At 67.7% G+C, this 18,841-nt stretch carries 16 protein-coding genes; 13 read left to right on the top strand and 3 right to left on the bottom strand.

Features of this window, described 5'->3' with window-relative positions; translation table 11 throughout:
* Nucleotides 1-146 precede the first annotated feature (146 nt).
* The 10 genes from pstS (at nucleotide 147) to rnt (ending at nucleotide 8,352) form a co-directional block, all read left to right on the top strand.
* Nucleotides 147-1,238 carry a phosphate ABC transporter substrate-binding protein PstS gene (pstS, locus tag AC3IR9_RS06805; protein ID WP_489294923.1) on the top strand — a complete coding sequence of 364 codons (1,092 nt, stop codon included), beginning with the start codon at nucleotides 147-149 and terminating at the stop codon, nucleotides 1,236-1,238.
* A gap of 132 nt (nucleotides 1,239-1,370) precedes the next feature.
* A complete protein-coding gene (gene pstC / locus AC3IR9_RS06800; protein WP_489294922.1) occupies nucleotides 1,371-2,339 on the top strand; it encodes a phosphate ABC transporter permease subunit PstC in 969 nt (322 codons plus the stop codon).
* Nucleotides 2,339-3,214: a phosphate ABC transporter permease PstA gene (gene pstA, locus AC3IR9_RS06795; RefSeq protein WP_489294921.1), complete on the top strand. Its 876-nt coding sequence runs from the start codon at nucleotides 2,339-2,341 to the stop codon at nucleotides 3,212-3,214. The genes pstC and pstA overlap by 1 nt, the downstream gene beginning before the upstream one ends.
* Nucleotides 3,215-3,233: 19 nt before the next feature.
* Nucleotides 3,234-4,064 (top strand): phosphate ABC transporter ATP-binding protein PstB, encoded by an 831-nt coding sequence (gene pstB / locus AC3IR9_RS06790; RefSeq protein WP_489295743.1) that lies wholly within the window; start codon nucleotides 3,234-3,236, stop codon nucleotides 4,062-4,064.
* Nucleotides 4,065-4,120: 56 nt separating this feature from the next.
* Nucleotides 4,121-4,828, top strand: a complete 708-nt coding sequence (gene phoU, locus AC3IR9_RS06785; protein ID WP_489294920.1) for a phosphate signaling complex protein PhoU — start codon at nucleotides 4,121-4,123, stop codon at nucleotides 4,826-4,828.
* 222 nt (nucleotides 4,829-5,050) lie between these two features.
* Entirely contained in the window at nucleotides 5,051-5,560 is a 510-nt protein-coding gene (locus AC3IR9_RS06780; RefSeq protein WP_489294918.1) for an RNA polymerase sigma factor, read from the top strand.
* Nucleotides 5,561-5,638: 78 nt separating this feature from the next.
* A complete protein-coding gene (locus AC3IR9_RS06775; protein WP_489294917.1) occupies nucleotides 5,639-5,995 on the top strand; it encodes an HvfA family oxazolone/thioamide-modified RiPP metallophore in 357 nt (118 codons plus the stop codon).
* A complete protein-coding gene (locus AC3IR9_RS06770) occupies nucleotides 5,982-6,860 on the top strand; it encodes an HvfB family MNIO-type RiPP peptide maturase (RefSeq protein WP_489294915.1) in 879 nt (292 codons plus the stop codon). Before AC3IR9_RS06775 ends, AC3IR9_RS06770 begins: the two co-directional genes overlap by 14 nt.
* Nucleotides 6,857-7,696 carry an HvfC family RiPP maturation protein gene (locus AC3IR9_RS06765; protein ID WP_489294914.1) on the top strand — a complete coding sequence of 280 codons (840 nt, stop codon included), beginning with the start codon at nucleotides 6,857-6,859 and terminating at the stop codon, nucleotides 7,694-7,696. The genes AC3IR9_RS06770 and AC3IR9_RS06765 overlap by 4 nt, the downstream gene beginning before the upstream one ends.
* A 71-nt stretch (nucleotides 7,697-7,767) precedes the next feature.
* Nucleotides 7,768-8,352 (top strand): ribonuclease T, encoded by a 585-nt coding sequence (gene rnt, locus AC3IR9_RS06760; RefSeq protein WP_489295742.1) that lies wholly within the window; start codon nucleotides 7,768-7,770, stop codon nucleotides 8,350-8,352.
* 108 nt (nucleotides 8,353-8,460) lie between these two features.
* Here rnt and AC3IR9_RS06755 read toward each other — a convergent pair whose 3' ends face one another.
* The 3 genes from AC3IR9_RS06755 to AC3IR9_RS06745 form a co-directional block, all read right to left on the bottom strand.
* Nucleotides 8,461-11,484: a two-component regulator propeller domain-containing protein gene (locus AC3IR9_RS06755; protein WP_489294913.1), complete on the bottom strand. Its 3,024-nt coding sequence runs from the start codon at nucleotides 11,482-11,484 to the stop codon at nucleotides 8,461-8,463.
* Nucleotides 11,485-11,630: 146 nt separating this feature from the next.
* Nucleotides 11,631-13,043 carry an ATP-binding protein gene (locus AC3IR9_RS06750; protein WP_489294912.1) on the bottom strand — a complete coding sequence of 471 codons (1,413 nt, stop codon included), beginning with the start codon at nucleotides 13,041-13,043 and terminating at the stop codon, nucleotides 11,631-11,633.
* Nucleotides 13,040-13,768: a response regulator gene (locus tag AC3IR9_RS06745; RefSeq protein WP_489294911.1), complete on the bottom strand. Its 729-nt coding sequence runs from the start codon at nucleotides 13,766-13,768 to the stop codon at nucleotides 13,040-13,042. The genes AC3IR9_RS06750 and AC3IR9_RS06745 overlap by 4 nt, the downstream gene beginning before the upstream one ends.
* A gap of 157 nt (nucleotides 13,769-13,925) precedes the next feature.
* Between AC3IR9_RS06745 and AC3IR9_RS06740 the strand changes: the two genes are divergently transcribed.
* Genes AC3IR9_RS06740 through AC3IR9_RS06730 form a run of 3 tightly spaced genes read left to right on the top strand, consistent with a single transcriptional unit; the run spans nucleotide 13,926 to nucleotide 18,609 of the window.
* Nucleotides 13,926-15,206, top strand: coding sequence for an efflux RND transporter periplasmic adaptor subunit (locus AC3IR9_RS06740; RefSeq protein WP_489294910.1), 1,281 nt, complete (start codon nucleotides 13,926-13,928; stop codon nucleotides 15,204-15,206).
* Nucleotides 15,203-17,173, top strand: a complete 1,971-nt coding sequence (locus AC3IR9_RS06735) for a MacB family efflux pump subunit (RefSeq protein WP_489294909.1) — start codon at nucleotides 15,203-15,205, stop codon at nucleotides 17,171-17,173. The genes AC3IR9_RS06740 and AC3IR9_RS06735 overlap by 4 nt, the downstream gene beginning before the upstream one ends.
* Nucleotides 17,173-18,609: a TolC family protein gene (locus tag AC3IR9_RS06730; RefSeq protein ID WP_489294908.1), complete on the top strand. Its 1,437-nt coding sequence runs from the start codon at nucleotides 17,173-17,175 to the stop codon at nucleotides 18,607-18,609. The genes AC3IR9_RS06735 and AC3IR9_RS06730 overlap by 1 nt, the downstream gene beginning before the upstream one ends.
* Nucleotides 18,610-18,841: the final 232 nt, after the last annotated feature.

Raw genomic sequence — 18,841 nt, 5'->3', positions numbered from 1 at the left:
TCTCCGCTCTTCAAGCCCACCCACCACCCCCGCCCCACGGGCCTTTCCCGTGCCTCCGGTCACACCGTCATACGGTTGTAACAAAAACATCATTTCATAGCAGCGTCGCCGGAGACACCGGCCCCTATCCCGCTACGGAGTGACCGATGAAACTGCACACGGCTGGCTTGACCGCCCTTTCCCTGGCCATCGCGCTGGGTCTTTCCGCCTGCAAGCCGGGCGCTGAAGGCCAGGCCACCGCCCCGGCCACCGATGCCCCCGCCGCTGCACCCGCTGCAGGCGATCGCCTCACCGCTGAAATCTCCGGCGCCGGCGCCTCCTTCATCTTCCCGCTGGTGTCCAAGTGGTCGGCCGACTACAACACCGCCACCGGCGCCAAGATCAACTACCAGTCCATCGGCTCCGGTGGCGGCATCGCCCAGATCAAGGCCGGTACCGTCGACTTCGGCTCCTCCGACAAGCCGCTCAGCAGCGAAGAGCTGGCCCAGGCCGGCCTCGGCCAGTTCCCGTCGGCGATCGGCGGCGTGGTCCCGGTAGTCAACATCGAAGGCCTGGAAGCGGGCAAGCTGCGCCTCAGCGGCGCGCTGCTGGCCGACATCTTCCTGGGCAAGGTCAAGACCTGGAACGACCCGGCCATCGTGGCCGCCAACCCGGGCGTCAAGCTGCCCGACGGCAAGATCACCCTGGTCCACCGCTCCGACGGCTCGGGCACCACCTTCAACTTCTCCAACTACCTGTCCAAGGTCAGCCCGGACTGGAAGAGCAAGGTCGGCGAAGGCACCTCGGTGCAGTGGCCCGACGGCGTGGGTGGCAAGGGCAATGAAGGCGTGGCCTCGTACGTGAAGCAGATCAAGGGCTCGATCGGCTACGTCGAACTGGCTTACGCGCTGCAGAACGGCATGCCCTACGCCGCGATGCAGAACGCCGCCGGCAACTGGGTGCAGCCGAACGCGGACACCTTCGCCGCCGCCGCTGCCAGCGCCGACTGGGCCAGCGCCAAGGACTTCAACCTGGTCATCACCAACGCCCCGGGCGACCAGGCATGGCCGATCACCGCCACCAACTTCATGCTGATGCACAAGCAGCCCAAGGATGCCGAGCGCAGCAAGCAGACCCTGGCGTTCTTCAAGTGGGCCTTCGAAAACGGCCAGGCCCAGGCCAACGAACTGCACTACGTGCCGCTGCCGGCCGCCCTGGTAACCCAGATCGAAACCTACTGGACCGCCGAGTTCAAGTAACGCCGGGCTCTGCCCGGCTGTGAATCGAGCGTGTTGCCGGGCAGAGCCCGGCACTACGTCCGGCTGTAACCAAGCGTGCTGCCGGGCAAAGCCCGGCATTACCTCTTCTCTTTTCGGGCCCCTGCCTTTCCCATGAATGCCATCGCCCAGCCTGTTCCCGCACCGTCCATCCGCGACCTGCGTGATGCCCGCAACGACACACTGTTCCGCTGGGTATTGGTCGCCACCGTCATCGTGGTGCTGGTCGCTCTGGCCTGTGCCGCGCTCTCGATGCTGTGGGGCGGCCGCCATGCCCTGCAGGAGCAGGGCCTGAGCTTCTTCTACTCGTCCGAATGGAATCCGGTCGAGAACAAATTCGGCGCGCTGGCGCCCATCTACGGCACCCTGGTCACCGCGCTGATCGCGATGGTCATCGCCGTCCCGGTGAGCTTCGGCATCGCCTTCTTCCTCACCGAAGTGGCTCCGCGCTGGATGCGCGGCCCGGTCGGCACCGCCATCGAACTGCTGGCAGGCATCCCCTCGATCATCTACGGCATGTGGGGCCTGTTCGTGCTGGTGCCGGTGATGACCGAGTACGTCACCCCGGCCCTCAACGACCACCTGGGTACGCTGCCGATCATCGGCCCACTGTTCCAGGGCCCCCCGCTGGGCATCGGCGTGCTCACCGCCGGCTTCGTGCTGGCGATCATGGTCATCCCCTTCATCTCCTCGGTGATGCGCGAAGTGTTCCTCACCGTCCCCACCCGGCTGAAGGAATCGGCCTACGCGCTGGGCTCCACCAAGTGGGAAGTCAGCTGGGACATCGTGCTGCCCTACACGCGGTCGGCGGTGATCGGCGGCATCTTCCTGGGCCTGGGCCGTGCACTGGGTGAAACCATGGCGGTGGCCTTCGTGATCGGCAACAGCGTGCGCCTGTCGCCGTCGCTGCTGGAACCGGGCACCACCATTGCCGCGCTGATCGCCAACGACTTCGGCGAAGCCACCGAAACCTACCGCTCGGCGCTGCTGCTGCTGGGCTTCGTGCTGTTCATCGTCACCTTCGTGGTGCTGGCCATCGCCCGCCTGATGCTGATGCGCCTGGCCCGCAAGGAGGGCAACTGATGTCCGCCGTCGCTACGAGTTCTTCCCAGCCGCTGTACCTGCGCCGCCGCATCGTCAACGTGGTCGCGCTGCTGCTGTCCTGCCTGACCGCGCTGTTCGGCCTGTTCTTCCTGGGCTGGATCCTGTGGACGCTGGCGTCCAAGGGCCTGGCCGGCATCAACATCAACCTGTTCACCAAGATGACCCCGCCGCCGATGCAGGAAGGCGGCCTGGCCAATGCGTTCTTCGGCAGCGCGGTGATGTGCGGCCTGGCCATCGCCATCGGCACGCCGCTGGGCGTGCTGGCCGGCACCTGGCTGGCCGAGTACGGCAACGCCCGCAAGGCCGGTACCGTGGTCCGCTTCGTCAACGACATCCTGCTCTCGGCACCGTCGATCGTGCTTGGCCTGTTCGTCTACACCCTGTATGTGATGCAGACCGGCGGGCAGTTCTCGGCGTTTGCCGGCGCGCTGTCGCTGGCCTTCATCGTGCTGCCGGTGGTGGTCCGTACCACCGATGAAATGCTGCGCCTGGTGCCTTCGCAGATGCGCGAAGCGGCCCTGTCGCTGGGCATCCCGCAGTGGAAGGTGACCGTGCAGGTGCTGTACCGCAGTGCCGCCGCCGGCATCCTCACCGGCATCCTGCTGGCCCTGGCGCGCATCTCCGGTGAGACCGCGCCGCTGCTGTTCACCGCCTTCGGCAACCAGTACTGGAACAGCAACGTGTTGCAGCCGATGGCCTCGGTGCCGGTGGTGATGAACCAGTTCGCCGGCAGCCCGTATGAATCCTGGCAAGTGCTGGCCTGGGCCGGCGCACTGGTGCTGACCGTGTTCGTGCTGCTGGTCAGCCTTTCTGCGCGCGGCATCCTGCTGCGCAATCGTATCTCCCATGACTGACCTTTCCGCGGACATCGCCATGAACGATCTTTCCAACGCCGTGCCGATGCAGCGCATCGTGGTCCCGGCCTCGCATGAAAGCCTGCACACCCCGGCACCGATCAAGCTGGCCGCGCGTGGGCTGGACTTCTACTACGACAAGTTCCATGCGCTGAAGAACATTTCGCTGGAAGTGCCGGAGAAGCGCGTGACGGCGTTGATCGGCCCGTCCGGCTGCGGCAAGTCCACCCTGCTGCGTATCTTCAACCGCATCTACGCGCTGTACCCCAAGCTGGAAGCGCGTGGCGAAGTGCTGCTGGATGGCGAGAACATCCTGTCGCCGAAGTACCCGATGAACCGCCTGCGCAGCAAGGTCGGCATGGTGTTCCAGAAGCCGGTGCCGTTCCCGATGACCATCTTCGAGAACGTTGCCTACGGCATCCGCCACCACGAAAAGCTGTCCAAGGCCGACATGACCGTGCGCGTCGAGCAGGCGCTGCGCCAGGGCGCGTTGTGGGACGAGGTGAAGGACAAGCTCAACCAGAGCGCGCTGGGCCTGTCTGGCGGCCAGCAGCAGCGCCTGTGCATCGCCCGCGCGGTGGCGCTGCGCCCGGACGTGCTGCTGCTCGATGAACCGACCTCGGCGCTGGACCCGATCTCCACCAGCCGCATCGAGCAGCTGGTCGAAGAACTCAAGAACGACTACACCATCGTCATCGTCACCCACAACATGCAGCAGGCCGCGCGCGTATCGGACTACACCGCCTTCATGTACCTGGGCGACCTGATCGAACACGACCGCACCGAAGTGATCTTCTCCCAGCCCAACAAGCAGCAGACCGAAGACTACATCACCGGTCGCTTTGGCTGATTCAGCGGAATCCACCTTCTTGCAGCCGGGCAGAGCCCGGCTCTACGGAAACTCACATGAACCTTCCCAACGACCACATCGTCAAAAGCTACGACGAAGAGCAGCAGCGGCTGGTGGCCGAGATCGTGCGCATGGGCGAGATGGCAGTAGCCCAGCTCGACGCCTCGATGGATGTCATCGAGAAGCGCGACGAGAACGCCGCCCAGCGCATCATCGCCAATGACGAAGCCATCGATGGCCTCGAACAGCAGATCAGCCACGACGTGATGCGCCTGGCGCTGCGCGGCCCGATGGCGCGCGACCTGCGCGAGATCCTCGCCGGCCTGCGCATTCCGGCCGACATCGAACGCATCGGCGACTACGCCGCCAACGTGGCCAAGCGTTCCATCGCATTGAGCAAGGTGCCGCCGCTGCCGCAGATCCAGGGCCTGCGCGCCTTGGGCCGGTTGGCCGCGCAGCAGGTGCGCCGCGCCATCGAGGCCTACCGCGACAACGACGCCGATGCCGCCTTGGCGCTGCGCGACGATGATGCGCGGCTGGACGCGCAGTACACCGCGCTGTTCCGCGAGCTGTTGACCTACATGATGGAAGACCCGCGCAACATCACCCCGTGCACGCACCTGCTGTTCATGGCCAAGAACCTGGAGCGCGTGGGCGACCACGCCACCAACATCGCCGAGAACGTGTGGTTCCTGGTGCATGGCGAACAGGCACTGCCGCCGCGTGAGAAACGCGACGAGACCAGCAACACCGAACTGCCCTGACCGCTCGGACGGTTCACCGCGCCACCAGCAGAGCCGGGCATTGCCCGGCTCTGTCGTATCTGCGCCCGGGGCAGGCTCTGGGCCTGCCAGGATCGGCCCGATTGTCGCCAACGGTGCTTTTGTGCTGAATCCCCGCTGTCTTCCTTCCGCGCCCCGCGCATCCCTTCCCACGTGGCAAGGCTCTTATCCTGTGATCGTCAACGACAGGAACCCACCTCCGCGATGCGTACCCTCTGCCAGCACGAACTTGCCGCCGCCCACCGCGGCGACCGCGACGCCCTCGAGCGCGTGCTGCTGCATTCGCGCCAGCACCTGCGCCGGTATGCCGAATACCACTGCGTCATCAACGACGTCGAAGATGCCGTCCAGGAAAGCCTGATCACGCTGTCGCGGCGGCTGGCCGACCTGCGCCTGCTCGAATGCTTCACTTCCTGGGCGTTCCGCATCGTCAAGCGCGAGTGCAACCGGCTCAAGCGCGCCCGCTGCGAATGGCGGCATGAAGAACTGCGTGAAGAGATCCTGCCGCCGGTACCGCGCGAGGACCTCGACCTGCGGCGTGACTGCGCCGCCGCGCTGGAATCGCTGCCGGCGCACTACCGCGATGTGATCCTGCTGCGCGACCTGGAGGGCCTGTCGATCGCCGAGATGGCCGCCCAGCTGTCCACCCCCCCCGAAACCATCAAGGCCCGGTTGCACCGCGCCCGCGTCATGGCGCGCGAATACCTGGCCTGATGTTCCCCGCGTGCCGGCAATCGGGCATGCTCCGCTGGCAAGACCCCCGGCCTCCGTGCCATCCCAAGGAGTTTCTGCATGAACAAGACCTGCAAGCGTGTTTCCCTGCTGACCTGTGCCGCACTGGCCGGCACCCTCGGCGCTGCCGGCACCGCCTCGGCACTGTCGATGACCGACCTGGTGCAGGGCTATGCGCTGGCCGCACAGGCTGCGCCGAAGACCGAGGCCAAGGCCGCCGAAGGCAAATGTGGCGAAGGCAAGTGTGGGGCTGACAAGGCCAAGGCCAGCGACAAGAAGGCCGCAGAAGGCAAATGCGGCGAAGGCAAGTGCGGTGCCGACAAGGACAAGGCCAAACCCGCCGCCGCGCCCAAGGCCGGTGACAAAAAGGCCGCCGAGGGCAAGTGTGGCGAAGGCAAGTGCGGTGCCAAGCACTGACCTCAGCGGCCGCGTGAGCGCCCCGGTCCCCTCCTCGCTGCCTGCAGCGACGGTGGGGCTGGGGCTGCGCCGGGCGTTGCTGGATGACCTGGACCACGCGCCGGCCGGCGACATCGACTTCCTCGAATGCGCCCCTGAGAACTGGCTTGGGCTGGGCGGTGCGTGGGCCGAGCGCCTGCAAACCCTGAGTGCGCGCTACCCGCTGAGCTGCCACGGGCTGTCGCTGTCGTTGGGCGGCAGCGCCCCGCTGGATGTTGATTTCATCGACCAGGTGGGTCGTTTCCTGCGCCGGCACCGTGCCGTGCTGTACAGCGAACACCTGAGTTACTGCAGCGACGACGGCCATCTGTACGACCTGCTGCCGCTGCCGTTCACCGAGGAAGCCGTGCGCCACACCGCCGCCCGCATTGCCCAGGTCCAGGATCGCCTGGGCCAGCGCATCGCGGTGGAAAACGTGTCGTCCTACCTCACCCCGCATGCGGCCATGAGTGAGCTGGATTTCACCTGCGCGGTGCTGGCCGAGGCCGACTGTGACCTGCTGCTGGATGTCAACAACGTCTACGTCAACGCCATCAACCATGGCTTTGATGCCAGCGCCTTCATCGCCGGGCTGCCCGCCGCGCGGATCGCCTGCATGCACGTGGCCGGGCATTATGATGAAGCGGAAGACCTGAAGATCGATACCCACGGCAGCCCGGTGATCGACCCGGTATGGCGCCTGCTGCGCCAGGCCTGCGCGCGCTTCGGACCACGCCCGACGGTGCTGGAACGCGACTTCAACTTCCCGCCCTACGCCGAGCTGCAACAGGAACTGCGACAGGTGCGGAAGATCCTCGACGACAACCCGCAGTTGGACCCGGCATGAGCGACACCCTGCGCGCGCAGCAATGGGCCTTGACCAGGCACCTGCGCGATCCGCAGCATCAGCCGGCCCCGGCCGGGCTGGAGGAACGCCGCGTGCAGGTTTACCGCGAGCTGTTGTTCAACAACCTGCAGGCATTGCTGGCCACCAGTTTCCCGGTGCTGCTGGAGGTGCTGGACAACGAGGAGTGGAACGCGCTGTGCCGGCGCTACCTCGTTGAGTACCGTTGCACCTCACCGTTGTTCACCGAGGTGGCCGGGGAGTTCGTGGCGTGGCTGCAGACCCTGCCCAGCCTGCCGCGCCCGTTCCTGGCCGAACTGGCGCATTACGAATGGATCGAGCAGGCGCTGCTGGGAGCCGATGCCGCCACCCTCGACGCGGTGGCCGAGGATTTCGATCCATGGCAAAGCCCCTTGCAGCGTTCCCCGCTGGCCTGGCCGTTGGCCTACCGTTGGCCGGTGTCCCAGCTGGGGCGCGATCACCAGCCCGGGCAGCCGCCCGCACTGCCCACCTTCGTGCTGGTGCGGCGTGGCCCGGACGGGGCCGTGGTGTTCTCGCAGGTCAGTGCCATGGCCTGGCAGTTGCTGCAGCAGTTGGACACCCTGCCGGCGCGCACCGGTGCCGACCACCTGCAGCAGCTGGCCGACCAGAACGGCCTGGCCTTGTCGGCGATCGAAGCGGACGGGCGCGCGCTACTGGCACAGATGGTGGCCGCGGGCGTGGTGGGAGCAGGGGCGGCCCGCCGGGCTGAACCGGGTGCAAGCCCGCATCACGGCGCGGGAACGCAACACTGGGCTGAAACAGGGCCTTCAACCCGCTCTGCTAGACTTCCGCGATGACTGACGACCTCCCCCTGTCTGCCGCCCCGCCGGCAGACGTTGCCGCTTCGCCCTCCCTTGCCCAGCGCCTGATGTCGACCCGCTTCCGGGGTTTCCTGCCGGTGGTGATCGATGTGGAGACCGGCGGCTTCGACTGCAATCGCAATGCCCTGCTGGAAATTGCCGCGGTGCCGATCGAAATGGACGACCAGGGCCTGCTGTTTCCCGGCCAGACCGTCAGCGCCCATGTGATTCCGGCCGAGGGCCTGGAGATCGACCCGAAATCGCTGGAGATCACCGGCATCATCCTCGACCACCCGTTCCGCCTGGCCAAGTCCGAGAAGGACGCGCTGGACCACGTCTTCGCGCCGGTGCGCGCGGCGGTGAAAAAGTACGGCTGCCAGCGCGCGATCCTGGTCGGGCACAACGCCCACTTCGACCTTGGTTTCGTCAATGCCGCGGTGAACCGGGTGGGCCACAAGCGCAATCCCTTCCATCCGTTCAGCGTTTTCGACACCGTCACCATGGCCGGTATCGCCTACGGCCAGACCGTGCTGGCGCGTGCGGCCACCGCGGCAGGCCTGGGCTGGGATGCCGACGAAGCACACAGCGCGGTGTATGACACCGAGCAGACCGCCAAGCTGTTCTGCACCATCGCCAACGCCTGGCCCCGGTAAGCGCACCACGCCCCCCCGAACGTAGAGCCGACCGTTGGTCGGCTGCCTTTTCTTTCTGCACATCACGCATCGCGAGGCGCCGGCCAGCGGCCGGCACTACCGTGCGCCTCACCCGATCGCGGTACGGTCGCGCCCTTCGCTCTTGGCGCGGTACAGCGCGCGGTCGGCGCGCTGGTACAGCAACATCGGGGTGCGGTCGGCAGCGTCCAGTTCGACCAGGCCGGCGCTGAAGGTCACCCGCAGCCCCGGCACGCCGGCCCAGTCCAGGTGGTCATGGAACAACCCGCGCAGCCGCGCGCACACCTGCGCCGCTTCGGCCAGCCGGGTGTCGTTGAGCAACAGGGTGAATTCTTCACCGCCGGTACGCGCGGGCATGTCCGAGTCGCGGCAGGCCGAGGCGATCACCCGTGCCACTTCAACCAGGACCACATCGCCCACGCTGTGGCTGTGCTTGTCGTTGACCTCCTTGAAGTGGTCAATGTCCAGCACCACCAGGCACAACGGATGCCGGCTGCGCTGGGATCGGGCGAAGTCGCGTGCAAAGGCCTCGTCGAACGCGCGGCGGTTGGGCAGCCCGGTCAACGCGTCCTCGCGCGCCTGCCGTTCGAACTGCTCGGCCTGCACGGCCAGCCGGTCGGCCAGCTCGGTCTTTTCCTGGTTCAATGCCTGCAGGTTCACCGTCTGCGCCTGCAGGTCGCGGGTGGCTTCGTCCACCAGCCGCGCCAGGCGGATGTTGCTGGCCTTGTAGCGCTTGATCAGGTACAGGTACAACGCGACCAGCCCGGCCAGCAACAACAGCAGCGCGGCCAGCTGCACGCTGTGCCGCTGCCACAGGAACGGCTCGACCGTGAACGCCCACACCGCCTCGCTGTCGCTCCAGCTGCCGCCCGGATGCGCCGCCGATACGTGCAGGGTGTAATCGCCGGGCGGCAGCCCGATGAACTCCACGCTGCGCTGCTGGCCGCGTTCGATCCAGCCACTGTCCAGGCCAGACAGGCGGGTGCGGTAGCGGATCCGGTCGGACATCAGGTAGCTCAGGCCCACATAGCTCACGCTGAGCCGGCGGCCACCGGGAATGCTGTTGTGGTCGGCGCCCTGCCAGTGCAGCGGCCGGCCATCGACCTGCACGTTTTCGATCACTGCCGGTGGCGCCAGGCGATCACGGAAGCGCTGCAGGCGCAGCGGGTCGACCATGCTCAGGCCGCCGGCAGTGACCACCCAGAAGGTGCCGTCCTGGCGCAGGATCGCCGATGGCCCGGAACTGCCGTTGGCCTGTGCGTTGGCCATGCCGTCGATTTCGTTGTAGTGCTCCACCTCGATCCGCCGGATGCGGCCGTCGGCAACCTCGTTGAGCATCGCCATGTCGGTGCGCAGCACGCCGCGGTTGCTGCTGATCCAGACATAGCCGATGCGGTCGGGTACCAGCTGGAACACCGTATCCACCGGCATGCCCTGCTCCAGCCCGACCCGCGCAAGCCGGCCATCCTGCCAGCGGTACAGGCCCCGGTCGCTGCTGACCCACATCGCATCGCCGATCTGCTGGAAACCGAACACGCTGCGACCGCCACCCAACGGGGCCAGGTCGATGGACTGCACGCGATTGCCACGCAGCACGCGGATGCCTTCGATGGTACCGATCCACAACCCGCCATCGGCATCGTGCGCCAACGCGGTGATCAACCCACCGGGCATGCCCGGGACGTGGGGCACCTCGACGCCGTGGCGATCAATGCGTACCACGCCTTTCTGGGTGCCGATCCAAACCGCGCCGGCGCGGTCCACGCTGATCGCGCGGACGTTGCCACCGGGCAGGCCATCGTCGGTGCCATAGCTGCGCAACGTGCGTCCTTCGGCATCCAGGTGGAACACGCCGTCGCCGAAGGTACCGGCCCACAAGCCGCCCTGCTGGTCCTGGGCCAGGCTCAGCACCGAGGGGGTCTTGCCACTGCGGTTGTGCAATGCCACCGGCGAGAAACGGCCTTCCACGTCGCGGCGGTCCAGGCCACTGGCGCTGCCGATCCACAGCTGCCTGCGCTGGTCTTCCAGCACCGTGCGCACGTAGTCGCCACTGAGTCCATCGCGCTCGGTGTAGCTGCTGAAGAGGGTTTCGCGCAGGCGATACAGGCCGCCGTTGGCGCCCACCCAGATGCTGCCCTCGGCATCCTCACGCAGGCTGACCACGCGCCCCCCCGGCAACGACAGGCCGTTGGGCAGGCGTTCCATCCCATGCCGCGACAGCCGCAGCAGGCCCTGGTTCTCGGTCCCCAGCCAGAGGTCGCCATGCCGGTCCTGCAACATCGCAGTGATATGCGCCACGCCTGGCAGCCGATGCTGCAGCTGCGGCGTACCGTCCTGCATGCGGTAGATGCGCTCGCCAGCGACGATCCACATCACCCCGTCGGGCGCGCGGTAGGGCCAGACCAGGCCACGCCCCAGTCCGAACGCTTCCGGTGCACGCCGCATCACCCCGTCGGTGTCGCGCACCACCAGCCCGTCCAGGGTGCCCACCCAGACCCGGTCCTGCGCGTCCACCACCAGCTTGGTGAAACTCATCGCCATCGGCACGCCGGCCGGTGGTTTTTCGTAGTGAATGCGCCCGTCCGGGGTCAGGCTGCCGATGCCGTTGCCTTCGTACAGCAGCCACAGACGACCGTGACTGTCCATCTGCATGGCCTGGATCAGCACCTGCGGCGTATCGGCCTGGTGCTCATACACGTGCCAGCGGCCATCGGTGCCGCGCCGGGTGACGTTGCCGCGCGAATCGCTGATCCACAGGCCGCCGTCGCGGTCAACGAGCAACGCACCGACCCCGTTGTCGCGCAGGCCGGGCCGGGTGCTGCGGTCGAACACGGTGAAATCCAGCCCGTTGTAGCGCACCAGGCCTTCCCAGGTGGCGAACCACAGATGGCCTTCAGGGGTCTGGGCGATGTCGCGCAGCGAGTTGTGCGGCAGGCCATTGCTCGAGGTCCACACGTCGATGGCGTAGTCACGCAGCGGTGGCGGCCCATCCTGGGCGGCGAGCGGCCACGCCACCACGCACAACAGGCACAGCCAGAGCCAGGCGGCGCCGATACGCTGGAAAACGTTGGCGCGGACCGGCTCCCCCCGGTTGACGTGTCCCGCTGGGATCATCCGTGACGACCCGCCGGAAACGGGGCGGGGGGCGGGGCGACAGGCGGCGGTGCAACGGGGGAGCAACCGGCGGAGTAAGACGCGCTCATGCGGAAGAAAGCTGTGGGGTTGCCCATCATAGTAGGCAAAACCGCCTGTGTTTGTGTCTACAACGCCCCGATCGGGCGGCTACCGGGCGCACGCAGGGCCGCGGGCAATTCCACCACCGCCTCCAGCCCACCCTGCGGGTGGTTGCGCAGCTGCAGCCGCGCGCCGTCCTTTTCGGCCAGCGCACGCGCGATGGTCAGGCCCAATCCGGCACCGCCGGTCTCGCGCGAGCGTGAGGTCTCCAGCCGCACGAACGGGTCGAACACCGCCTCCAGCTCGTCCTCGGCCAGGCCCGGGCCGCTGTCGCGGATGCGCACCACCACGTTGCCGGCGTCCTGCTCGACGCTCACGCGTGCCGACTGGCCATAGGTCACCGCGTTGTCGACCAGGTTGGAGAACAACCGGTGCATGGCCAGCGGGCGCAGCATCAGCACCGCGCCGCTGGGCCGCTCGAAACAGACGTCGGCGCCGGCTTCCACCGCATCTTCCACGATGCTTTCCAGCAGCGAGTCCAGGTCCAACGCGGCCCGCTGCTCGGCACTCTCGGCGCTGCGCGCCAGTTCCAGGCCTTCGCGGATCAGCGCCTGCATCGCCGCCAGGTCGCCGACCAGGCGCTCGCGCAGCGCTTCATCGGTGACATTCTCCAGCCGCAGCCGCAGCCGGGTCACCGGCGTCTGCAGGTCATGGGTGATCGCCGCCAACATCTGCGTGCGCTCGCCAAGGTGGCGCTGCAGGCGCTTCTGCATCGCATTGAAGGCCTCGGCAGCACGCTGTACCTCCAGCGGCCCGGTCACCGGCATCGGTGCGCCCTGCAGGTCATCGCCCAAGGCCGCGGCGGCCGAGGCCAGCCGCTGCAGGGGCGCGCTGGCAATCCGCGCGACCACGTAGGCCAATATCGCGATCGCCATCACCAGCAGGGTCAGGAACAGCGGGTCCACCGCCAGGATGCCGTTGTGCGCCACCGCCGGTGAATCCAGCGCCAGCTGCAGGGGGGTGCCATCGCTCAGGCGCAGCGCGACCATGCGGCACTTGGGCGGGATGAAGGCCGGGTCGCGCTCACGCGGGGGACCCTTGCGCGACTTGTCCTTGTGCGGGAACACCGGCAGCCGTGGCAGGCAGGAACGGAACGAGGTAAAGGCGACCTGGCTGCTGGCCACCGGGCCCGGGCGGTCATCGAGCACCTCCATCAGCGCCGCATCCGGCCGCCCTACCCGTGCGTCCGGCGGCAAGCGCCGCACGCTCGGCCCGCCGCTGTCGAGCAGCCGTGCGCGCAGCTCGGGGTTGTCGTCCAGCAGGTTGACGAAGCCCTGCAACCGGTCGGCGATGCGGTTGAGGTTCTGTCGCTCGAATTCCTGCTGGCGCTTGGCACTGGCCAGCATCGTCGCGCCGATCGCCGCCACGCTCATGCCCAGCAGCAGGATCACGAACAGGCGCCCCACCATCGAGGCGAAGAACCGGCGCAGGCGATTCATTCCAGGGTTACCGCCGTGGCCAGCACATACCCTTCGTTGCGCACGGTCTTGATCAGCCCGTCGCTGCCGCCATCGTCGGCCAGCTTGTTGCGCAGCCGGCTGACCTGCAGGTCGATCGCGCGGTCCTGCGATTCGTAGCTGCGGCCGCTGCTCAACGCGACCAGCTGTTCTCGCGACAGCACCTTGTTGGCGTGTCCGACAAATACCCGCAGCAGGCGGAACTCGGCACCGGACAGCACCACCACGCGGCCGTCAGGATCGAGCAGGTGGCGGTGCTCCAGGTCGAAGATCCACTGCGAAAAGCGCGCGCGGCGGATCGCCAGCGGCTCCAGGTTGGCCGGCAGGGCTTCGGTACGGCGCAGCACATTGCGGATGCGCGCCAGCAGCTCGCGCGGCTCGAACGGTTTGCCCAGGTAATCGTCGGCGCCCATTTCCAGGCCCAGCACGCGGTCGATCGGTTCGCTGCGCGCGGTGAGCATGATCACCGGCGTACTCGACCGTGCGCGCAGGTCGCGGCACAGGGTGAGGCCGTCTTCGCGCGGCAGGTTGAGGTCGAGCACGATCAGGTCCACGTGCTCGCGCTCCAGTACCTGGCGCATGCCATGGCCGTCGCCGGCGGTGCTGACCTGGTAGCCGGCACGGCCGAGCTGCTCGGCCAGCAGCTGGCGGATGTCGTTGTCGTCGTCGACGATCAGCAGTCGATGCATCGGGTTGGGAGTCTCCATGCGGCCATGATCCCCTGTCGGGAGCTGAACCGCATCCAGTGGTTTGCGTACGCATGTTTCAAACACCGCAACCGACACACGGCGACATACAAAAACGCCGCGCCGGTTACGCCGCGACACACGGCAAGTGTTGAGCGCCGGGGTAACGGTCTTCACAATGCTGACAACGCCGCATCGACGGCCTGCCGAGTTGACGACCTTCGTGAAGCCCCACCTGCCCACCACCCGTCGCGGCCGCGTGCTGCTGTTGATTGCTGCCGTGGTCGTGCTTGCCGCGATTGTCGCATGGTACCTGCGCAAGCCGGCCGCCCCGACCCTGGCCACCAGCCCGGTCAGCCGCGGTGACATCGAGCAGACCGTGGAGGCCACCGGGGTGATCGATGCCTACAAGCTGGTCAGCGTGGGTGCGCAGGCCTCCGGCCAGATCAAATCGCTGAAGGTGCAGCTGGGCGATGCCGTCAAGGAAGGCGACCTGATCGCCGAGATCGACGCGACCACCCAGCAGAACCAGGTGCTCAATGCGCAGGCCACGCTGGACCAGGTCAAGGCACAGCGCTCGGTACAGCAGGCCAGCCTGCGCGAGGCCGAGCTGGAGTTCGCCCGCCAGCAGCAGATGCTGGCCGCCGAAGCCACCTCGCGCGCCGAGTACGACGCCGCCGATGCCAAACTGAAGACCGCTCACGCGCAGATCCAGTCCTATGACGCGCAGATCAAGGGGCGCCAGACCGAGCTGGACACCGCCCGCGCCAACCTGGCCTACACCCGCATCACCGCGCCGATGGACGGCACCGTGGTGGCGGTGGTCGCCGAGGAAGGCCGCACCGTCAACGCCAACCAGACCGCACCGACCATCGTGATGCTGGCGCGGCTGGACCTGGTCACGGTCAATGCCGAAGTCTCCGAGGCGGACGTGGTCAAGATCAAGGCCGGCATGCCGGTGTATTTCACCACCCTGGGCGATCCGGACCGCCGCTATACCGCCACGCTGCGGCAGATCAACCCGGCGCCGTCGTCGATCGCCAACGACAGTTCCTCCAGTTCCAGTTCGTCCAGTTCCAGCGCCAGCACGGCGGTGTACTACAACGCGCTGTTCGACGTGGAGAACACCGACGGCACGCTGCGCATCGACATGACCGCGCAGGTGTCGGTGATGCTCAAGCAGGCCAAGAACGTGCTGACCGTTCCGGCGGTGGCGCTGGGGCCGAAGACCCGCGACGGCCAGCACATGGTGCGCGTGGTCGGCAAGGACGGCCTGCCGACCCCGCGCAAGGTCCGCATCGGCATCAACAACGGTGCCAATGCCGAGGTGGTGTCCGGGCTTGAGGAAGGCGACAAGGTGGTGGTCGGTGAAGGGGGTGCGGCGGCGGCGTCCGGTGGCAACCGGGGCGGTGCCCAGATCCGCATGAGCGGCCCGGGCATGGGCGGATCGCGCCGATGAGCCCCGCCGCCACCGGCGTGCCGTTGCTGCGGCTGCGCGACCTGCGCCGCGAGTTTCCGGCCGGCGATGACACCATCGCGGTGCTGCGCGACGTCAACCTGGACATCGCCGCGGGCGAGATCGTGGCCATCGTCGGCCAGTCCGGCTCGGGCAAGTCAACCTTGATGAACATCCTCGGCTGCCTGGACCGCCCCACCCGGGGCAGCTACCAGGTGGCCGGGCGAGAAACCGGCAGCATGCTGCCGGACGAACTGGCCGAGCTGCGCCGCGAGCATTTCGGCTTCATCTTCCAGCGCTACCACCTGCTCGGCGACCTCGATGCGCGCGGCAACGTTGCCGTACCGGCCGTCTATGCCGGCAGCCCAGGGCCGGTGCGCACCGCGCGTGCCGAGCAACTGCTGCAACGCCTGGGCCTGGGCGACCGCATGAACCACAAACCCGGCCAGCTCTCCGGTGGCCAGCAGCAGCGCGTGTCGATCGCCCGCGCCCTGATGAACGGTGGCGAGGTGATCCTGGCCGATGAACCGACCGGCGCGCTGGACACCCACGCCGGTGAAGAAGTGATGGGCATCCTCGGCGAGCTGCATGCCGAAGGCCACACCATCATCATCGTCACCCATGACATGAGCGTGGCCGAACACGCCCAGCGCATCATCGAAATCCGCGACGGGGAAATCATCGCCGACCGCAGCAATCCCAATGCGCCCCAATACCGCGCCCAGCGCCAGCCAACCGTGGCCGCCGCCACAGGCCACAGCTGGCGGGCCGCGCGCGACCGTTTCACCGAAGCGTTCCGGATGGCGTTGCTGGCGATGAACGCCCACCGCCTGCGCACCTTCCTGACCATGCTCGGCATCATCATCGGCATCGCCTCGGTGGTGTCGGTGGTGGCGATGGGCAATGGTTCGCAGCAGCAGATCCTGCAGAACATCAGCGCGCTGGGCACCAACACCATCGATGTCTACCCCGGCCGCGGTTTCGGCGACATGCGCTCGGCCCGGGTGCAGACGCTCAAGGCCAGCGATGCCGATGCGCTGGCGCGGCAGAGTTACGTCGACAGCGCCACGCCCAGCGTGTCTTCGTCGGTGACCGCACGCTACCGCAACCAGTCGGCCACCGCCCAGGTCAGCGGCGTGGGCGAGCAGTTCTTCCGGGTCAAGGGCGTCACCCTGACCGCAGGCAGCTTCTTCCAGGCCGATGCGGTCAGGGGCCTGGCCCAGGTGGCCATCATCGATGAGAACACCCGGACCCAGTTCTTCCCCGGCGGCGAAGATCCGATCGGCCAGGTGATCCTGCTCGGCAACGTGCCGGTGCGGGTGATCGGCGTGGCGCAGCGGCAGAGCTTCGGTTTTGGCGGCAGCACCAGCCTGGGCGTGTGGGTGCCCTACACCACGGTGATGTCGCGCATGCTCGGGCAGACCTACGTCTCCAGCATCACCGTGCGGGTGGACGATAGCACCCCGATGGATGCCGCGCAGGCGGCCATTTCCAAGCTGCTGGTCATGCGTCACGGCACCGAGGACTTCTTCCTCAGCAACAGCGCCGAGATCCGCGAAACCATCGAACAGACCACCCGCACCATGACCCTGCTGATCAGCGCCATCGCCGCGATCGCCTTGCTGGTAGGCGGCATCGGGGTGATGAACATCATGCTGGTGTCGGTGACCGAGCGCACCCGCGAAATCGGCGTGCGCATGGCCGTGGGCGCGCGGCAGAGCGACATCCGCCAGCAGTTCCTGATCGAGGCGGTGCTGGTGTGCCTGCTCGGCGGCCTGCTGGGGGTGGGCCTGTCGCTGGTGGTGGGCTGGCTGTTCGGCAAGTTCGCCCCGGACTTCCAGATGCTGTTCTCGACCGCGTCGATCGTCGCGGCGTTCGCCTGCTCCAGCCTGATCGGCGTGGCGTTCGGCTTCCTTCCGGCGCGCAATGCCGCCCAACTTGATCCCGTGGAGGCGCTGGCGCGCGAATGATGAACCGTCCTTTCCTGCCCATGCTGTCCCGCCTGCGCCCGCTCGCCCTGGCCTGCGCCACCACGCTGGCGGTGTCGGCCTGCGTCAGTACCGGCCACTACCCGGCCGATGCCCCCACCGTACCGGCCAGCTATGGCCGCGGCGATGCCGCGCGCAACGCGCCCGTCGACGCCGTGGACACCCTGCCACAGGCGACCGGCAGCGATGTCCGCAACGATCCCTGGTGGACCCTGTTTGGCGATCCGCGCCTGGACCAGGTGGTTGAGCGCGCACTGATCGCCAACACCGACCTGGCCTCGGCCGGGCTGGCCGTGCAGCGCGCGCGCCTGCAGGCCGGCTTGGCCGACAACGCGCTGTGGCCGCAGCCTTCGGGCAGCGTCAGCAGTGGCGGCAACCGCCCGATCGACCACGCCGCGGACTGGAGCCGCAGCAGCTCGGCCAGCGTGTCGCTGCAGTGGGAGATCGATCTGTGGGGGCGCCTGCGCACCCAGCGCGACATCGCCCAATGGGAGGCCCAGGCCAGTGCCGAGGACCTGCAGAACACCGCGCTGCTGGTGATCGGCGATGTCACCACGCAGTACTGGACCCTGGCATTCCTCAACCAGTCCATCGCCGCCGGCCAGGCCAACCTGGAACGCCTACAGCGGACCCAGCAGTTGGTGCAGGCCCGCTTCGACGCCGGCGCGGTATCGCGGCTGGAAGTGCGCCAGGCCACCCAGAGCCTGGAGGCGCAACGCGCCGTGCAGAGTGCGTTGGCACAGCAGCGGGTGGCCAGCCGCAATGCGCTGACCGTGCTGCTCGATGGCCAGCCGTTGGCGCTGGACGAGGAGCCCCGGCAGTTGCTGGATGGCCGCCGCCCGGTGATCGCCGAAGGCCTGCCGGCCGAGCTGCTCGGTCGCCGGCCGGACCTGCGTGCGGCCGAGCTGCGCCTGCGCAACAGCCTCAAGACGATCAAGGTGACCGCAACCCAGTACTACCCGGCGCTGAGTCTGAGCGGCGGCGTCGGCAGCGGTTCCACGTCGCTGTCAGACGTACTGAAGAACCCGGTGGCCACCCTGGGCGCGGGAGTGTCGCTGCCGTTCCTCAACTTCCGCCAGGCGCAGTTGAACACGCGCCTGGCCGGGACCGATTACCAGATCGCGGCCAACAGCTTCCGCCGCACCCTGTATACCGCGCTGTCGGAAGTGGACAACGCGCTGTCGGCACGCGAGCAGTTCATCACCCAGGTGGCGGCATCGCAGGCGTCCTACGACGAAGCGGTGGAGATCGAGCGGATGTACGAAGTGCGCTACCGGGTCGGCGCCACCGACCTGCGCACCTGGCTGGAAGCCCAGCAGACCCGCCGCGACGCCGAACTGTCGCTGGCGTCGGTGAAGCAGAAGCAGCTGATCAACGATGTGACGTTGTTCAAGGCGCTGGGAGGCAGCGCGGGGTAGAGCCGACCGTTGGTCGGCTGCGCTGCGTCCGGGGCCACGAACGCAGGACCCATTGCCGCGCGTTGCGCGGCAGCCGACCAACGGTCGGCTCTACCCCGGGCACGCCAGATCCACCACAGACGCGTAGAGCCGACCGTTGGTCGGCTGCGCTCCGTCCGGGGCCACGAACGCAGGACCCATTGCCGCGCGTTGCGCGGCAGCCGACCAACGGTCGGCTCTACCCCGGGCACGC

Source organism: Stenotrophomonas sp. GL_101, assembly GCF_057835675.1.
The sequence above is the reverse complement of the archived record's forward strand: the minus strand, read 5'-3'. Positions and strand labels throughout refer to the sequence as shown.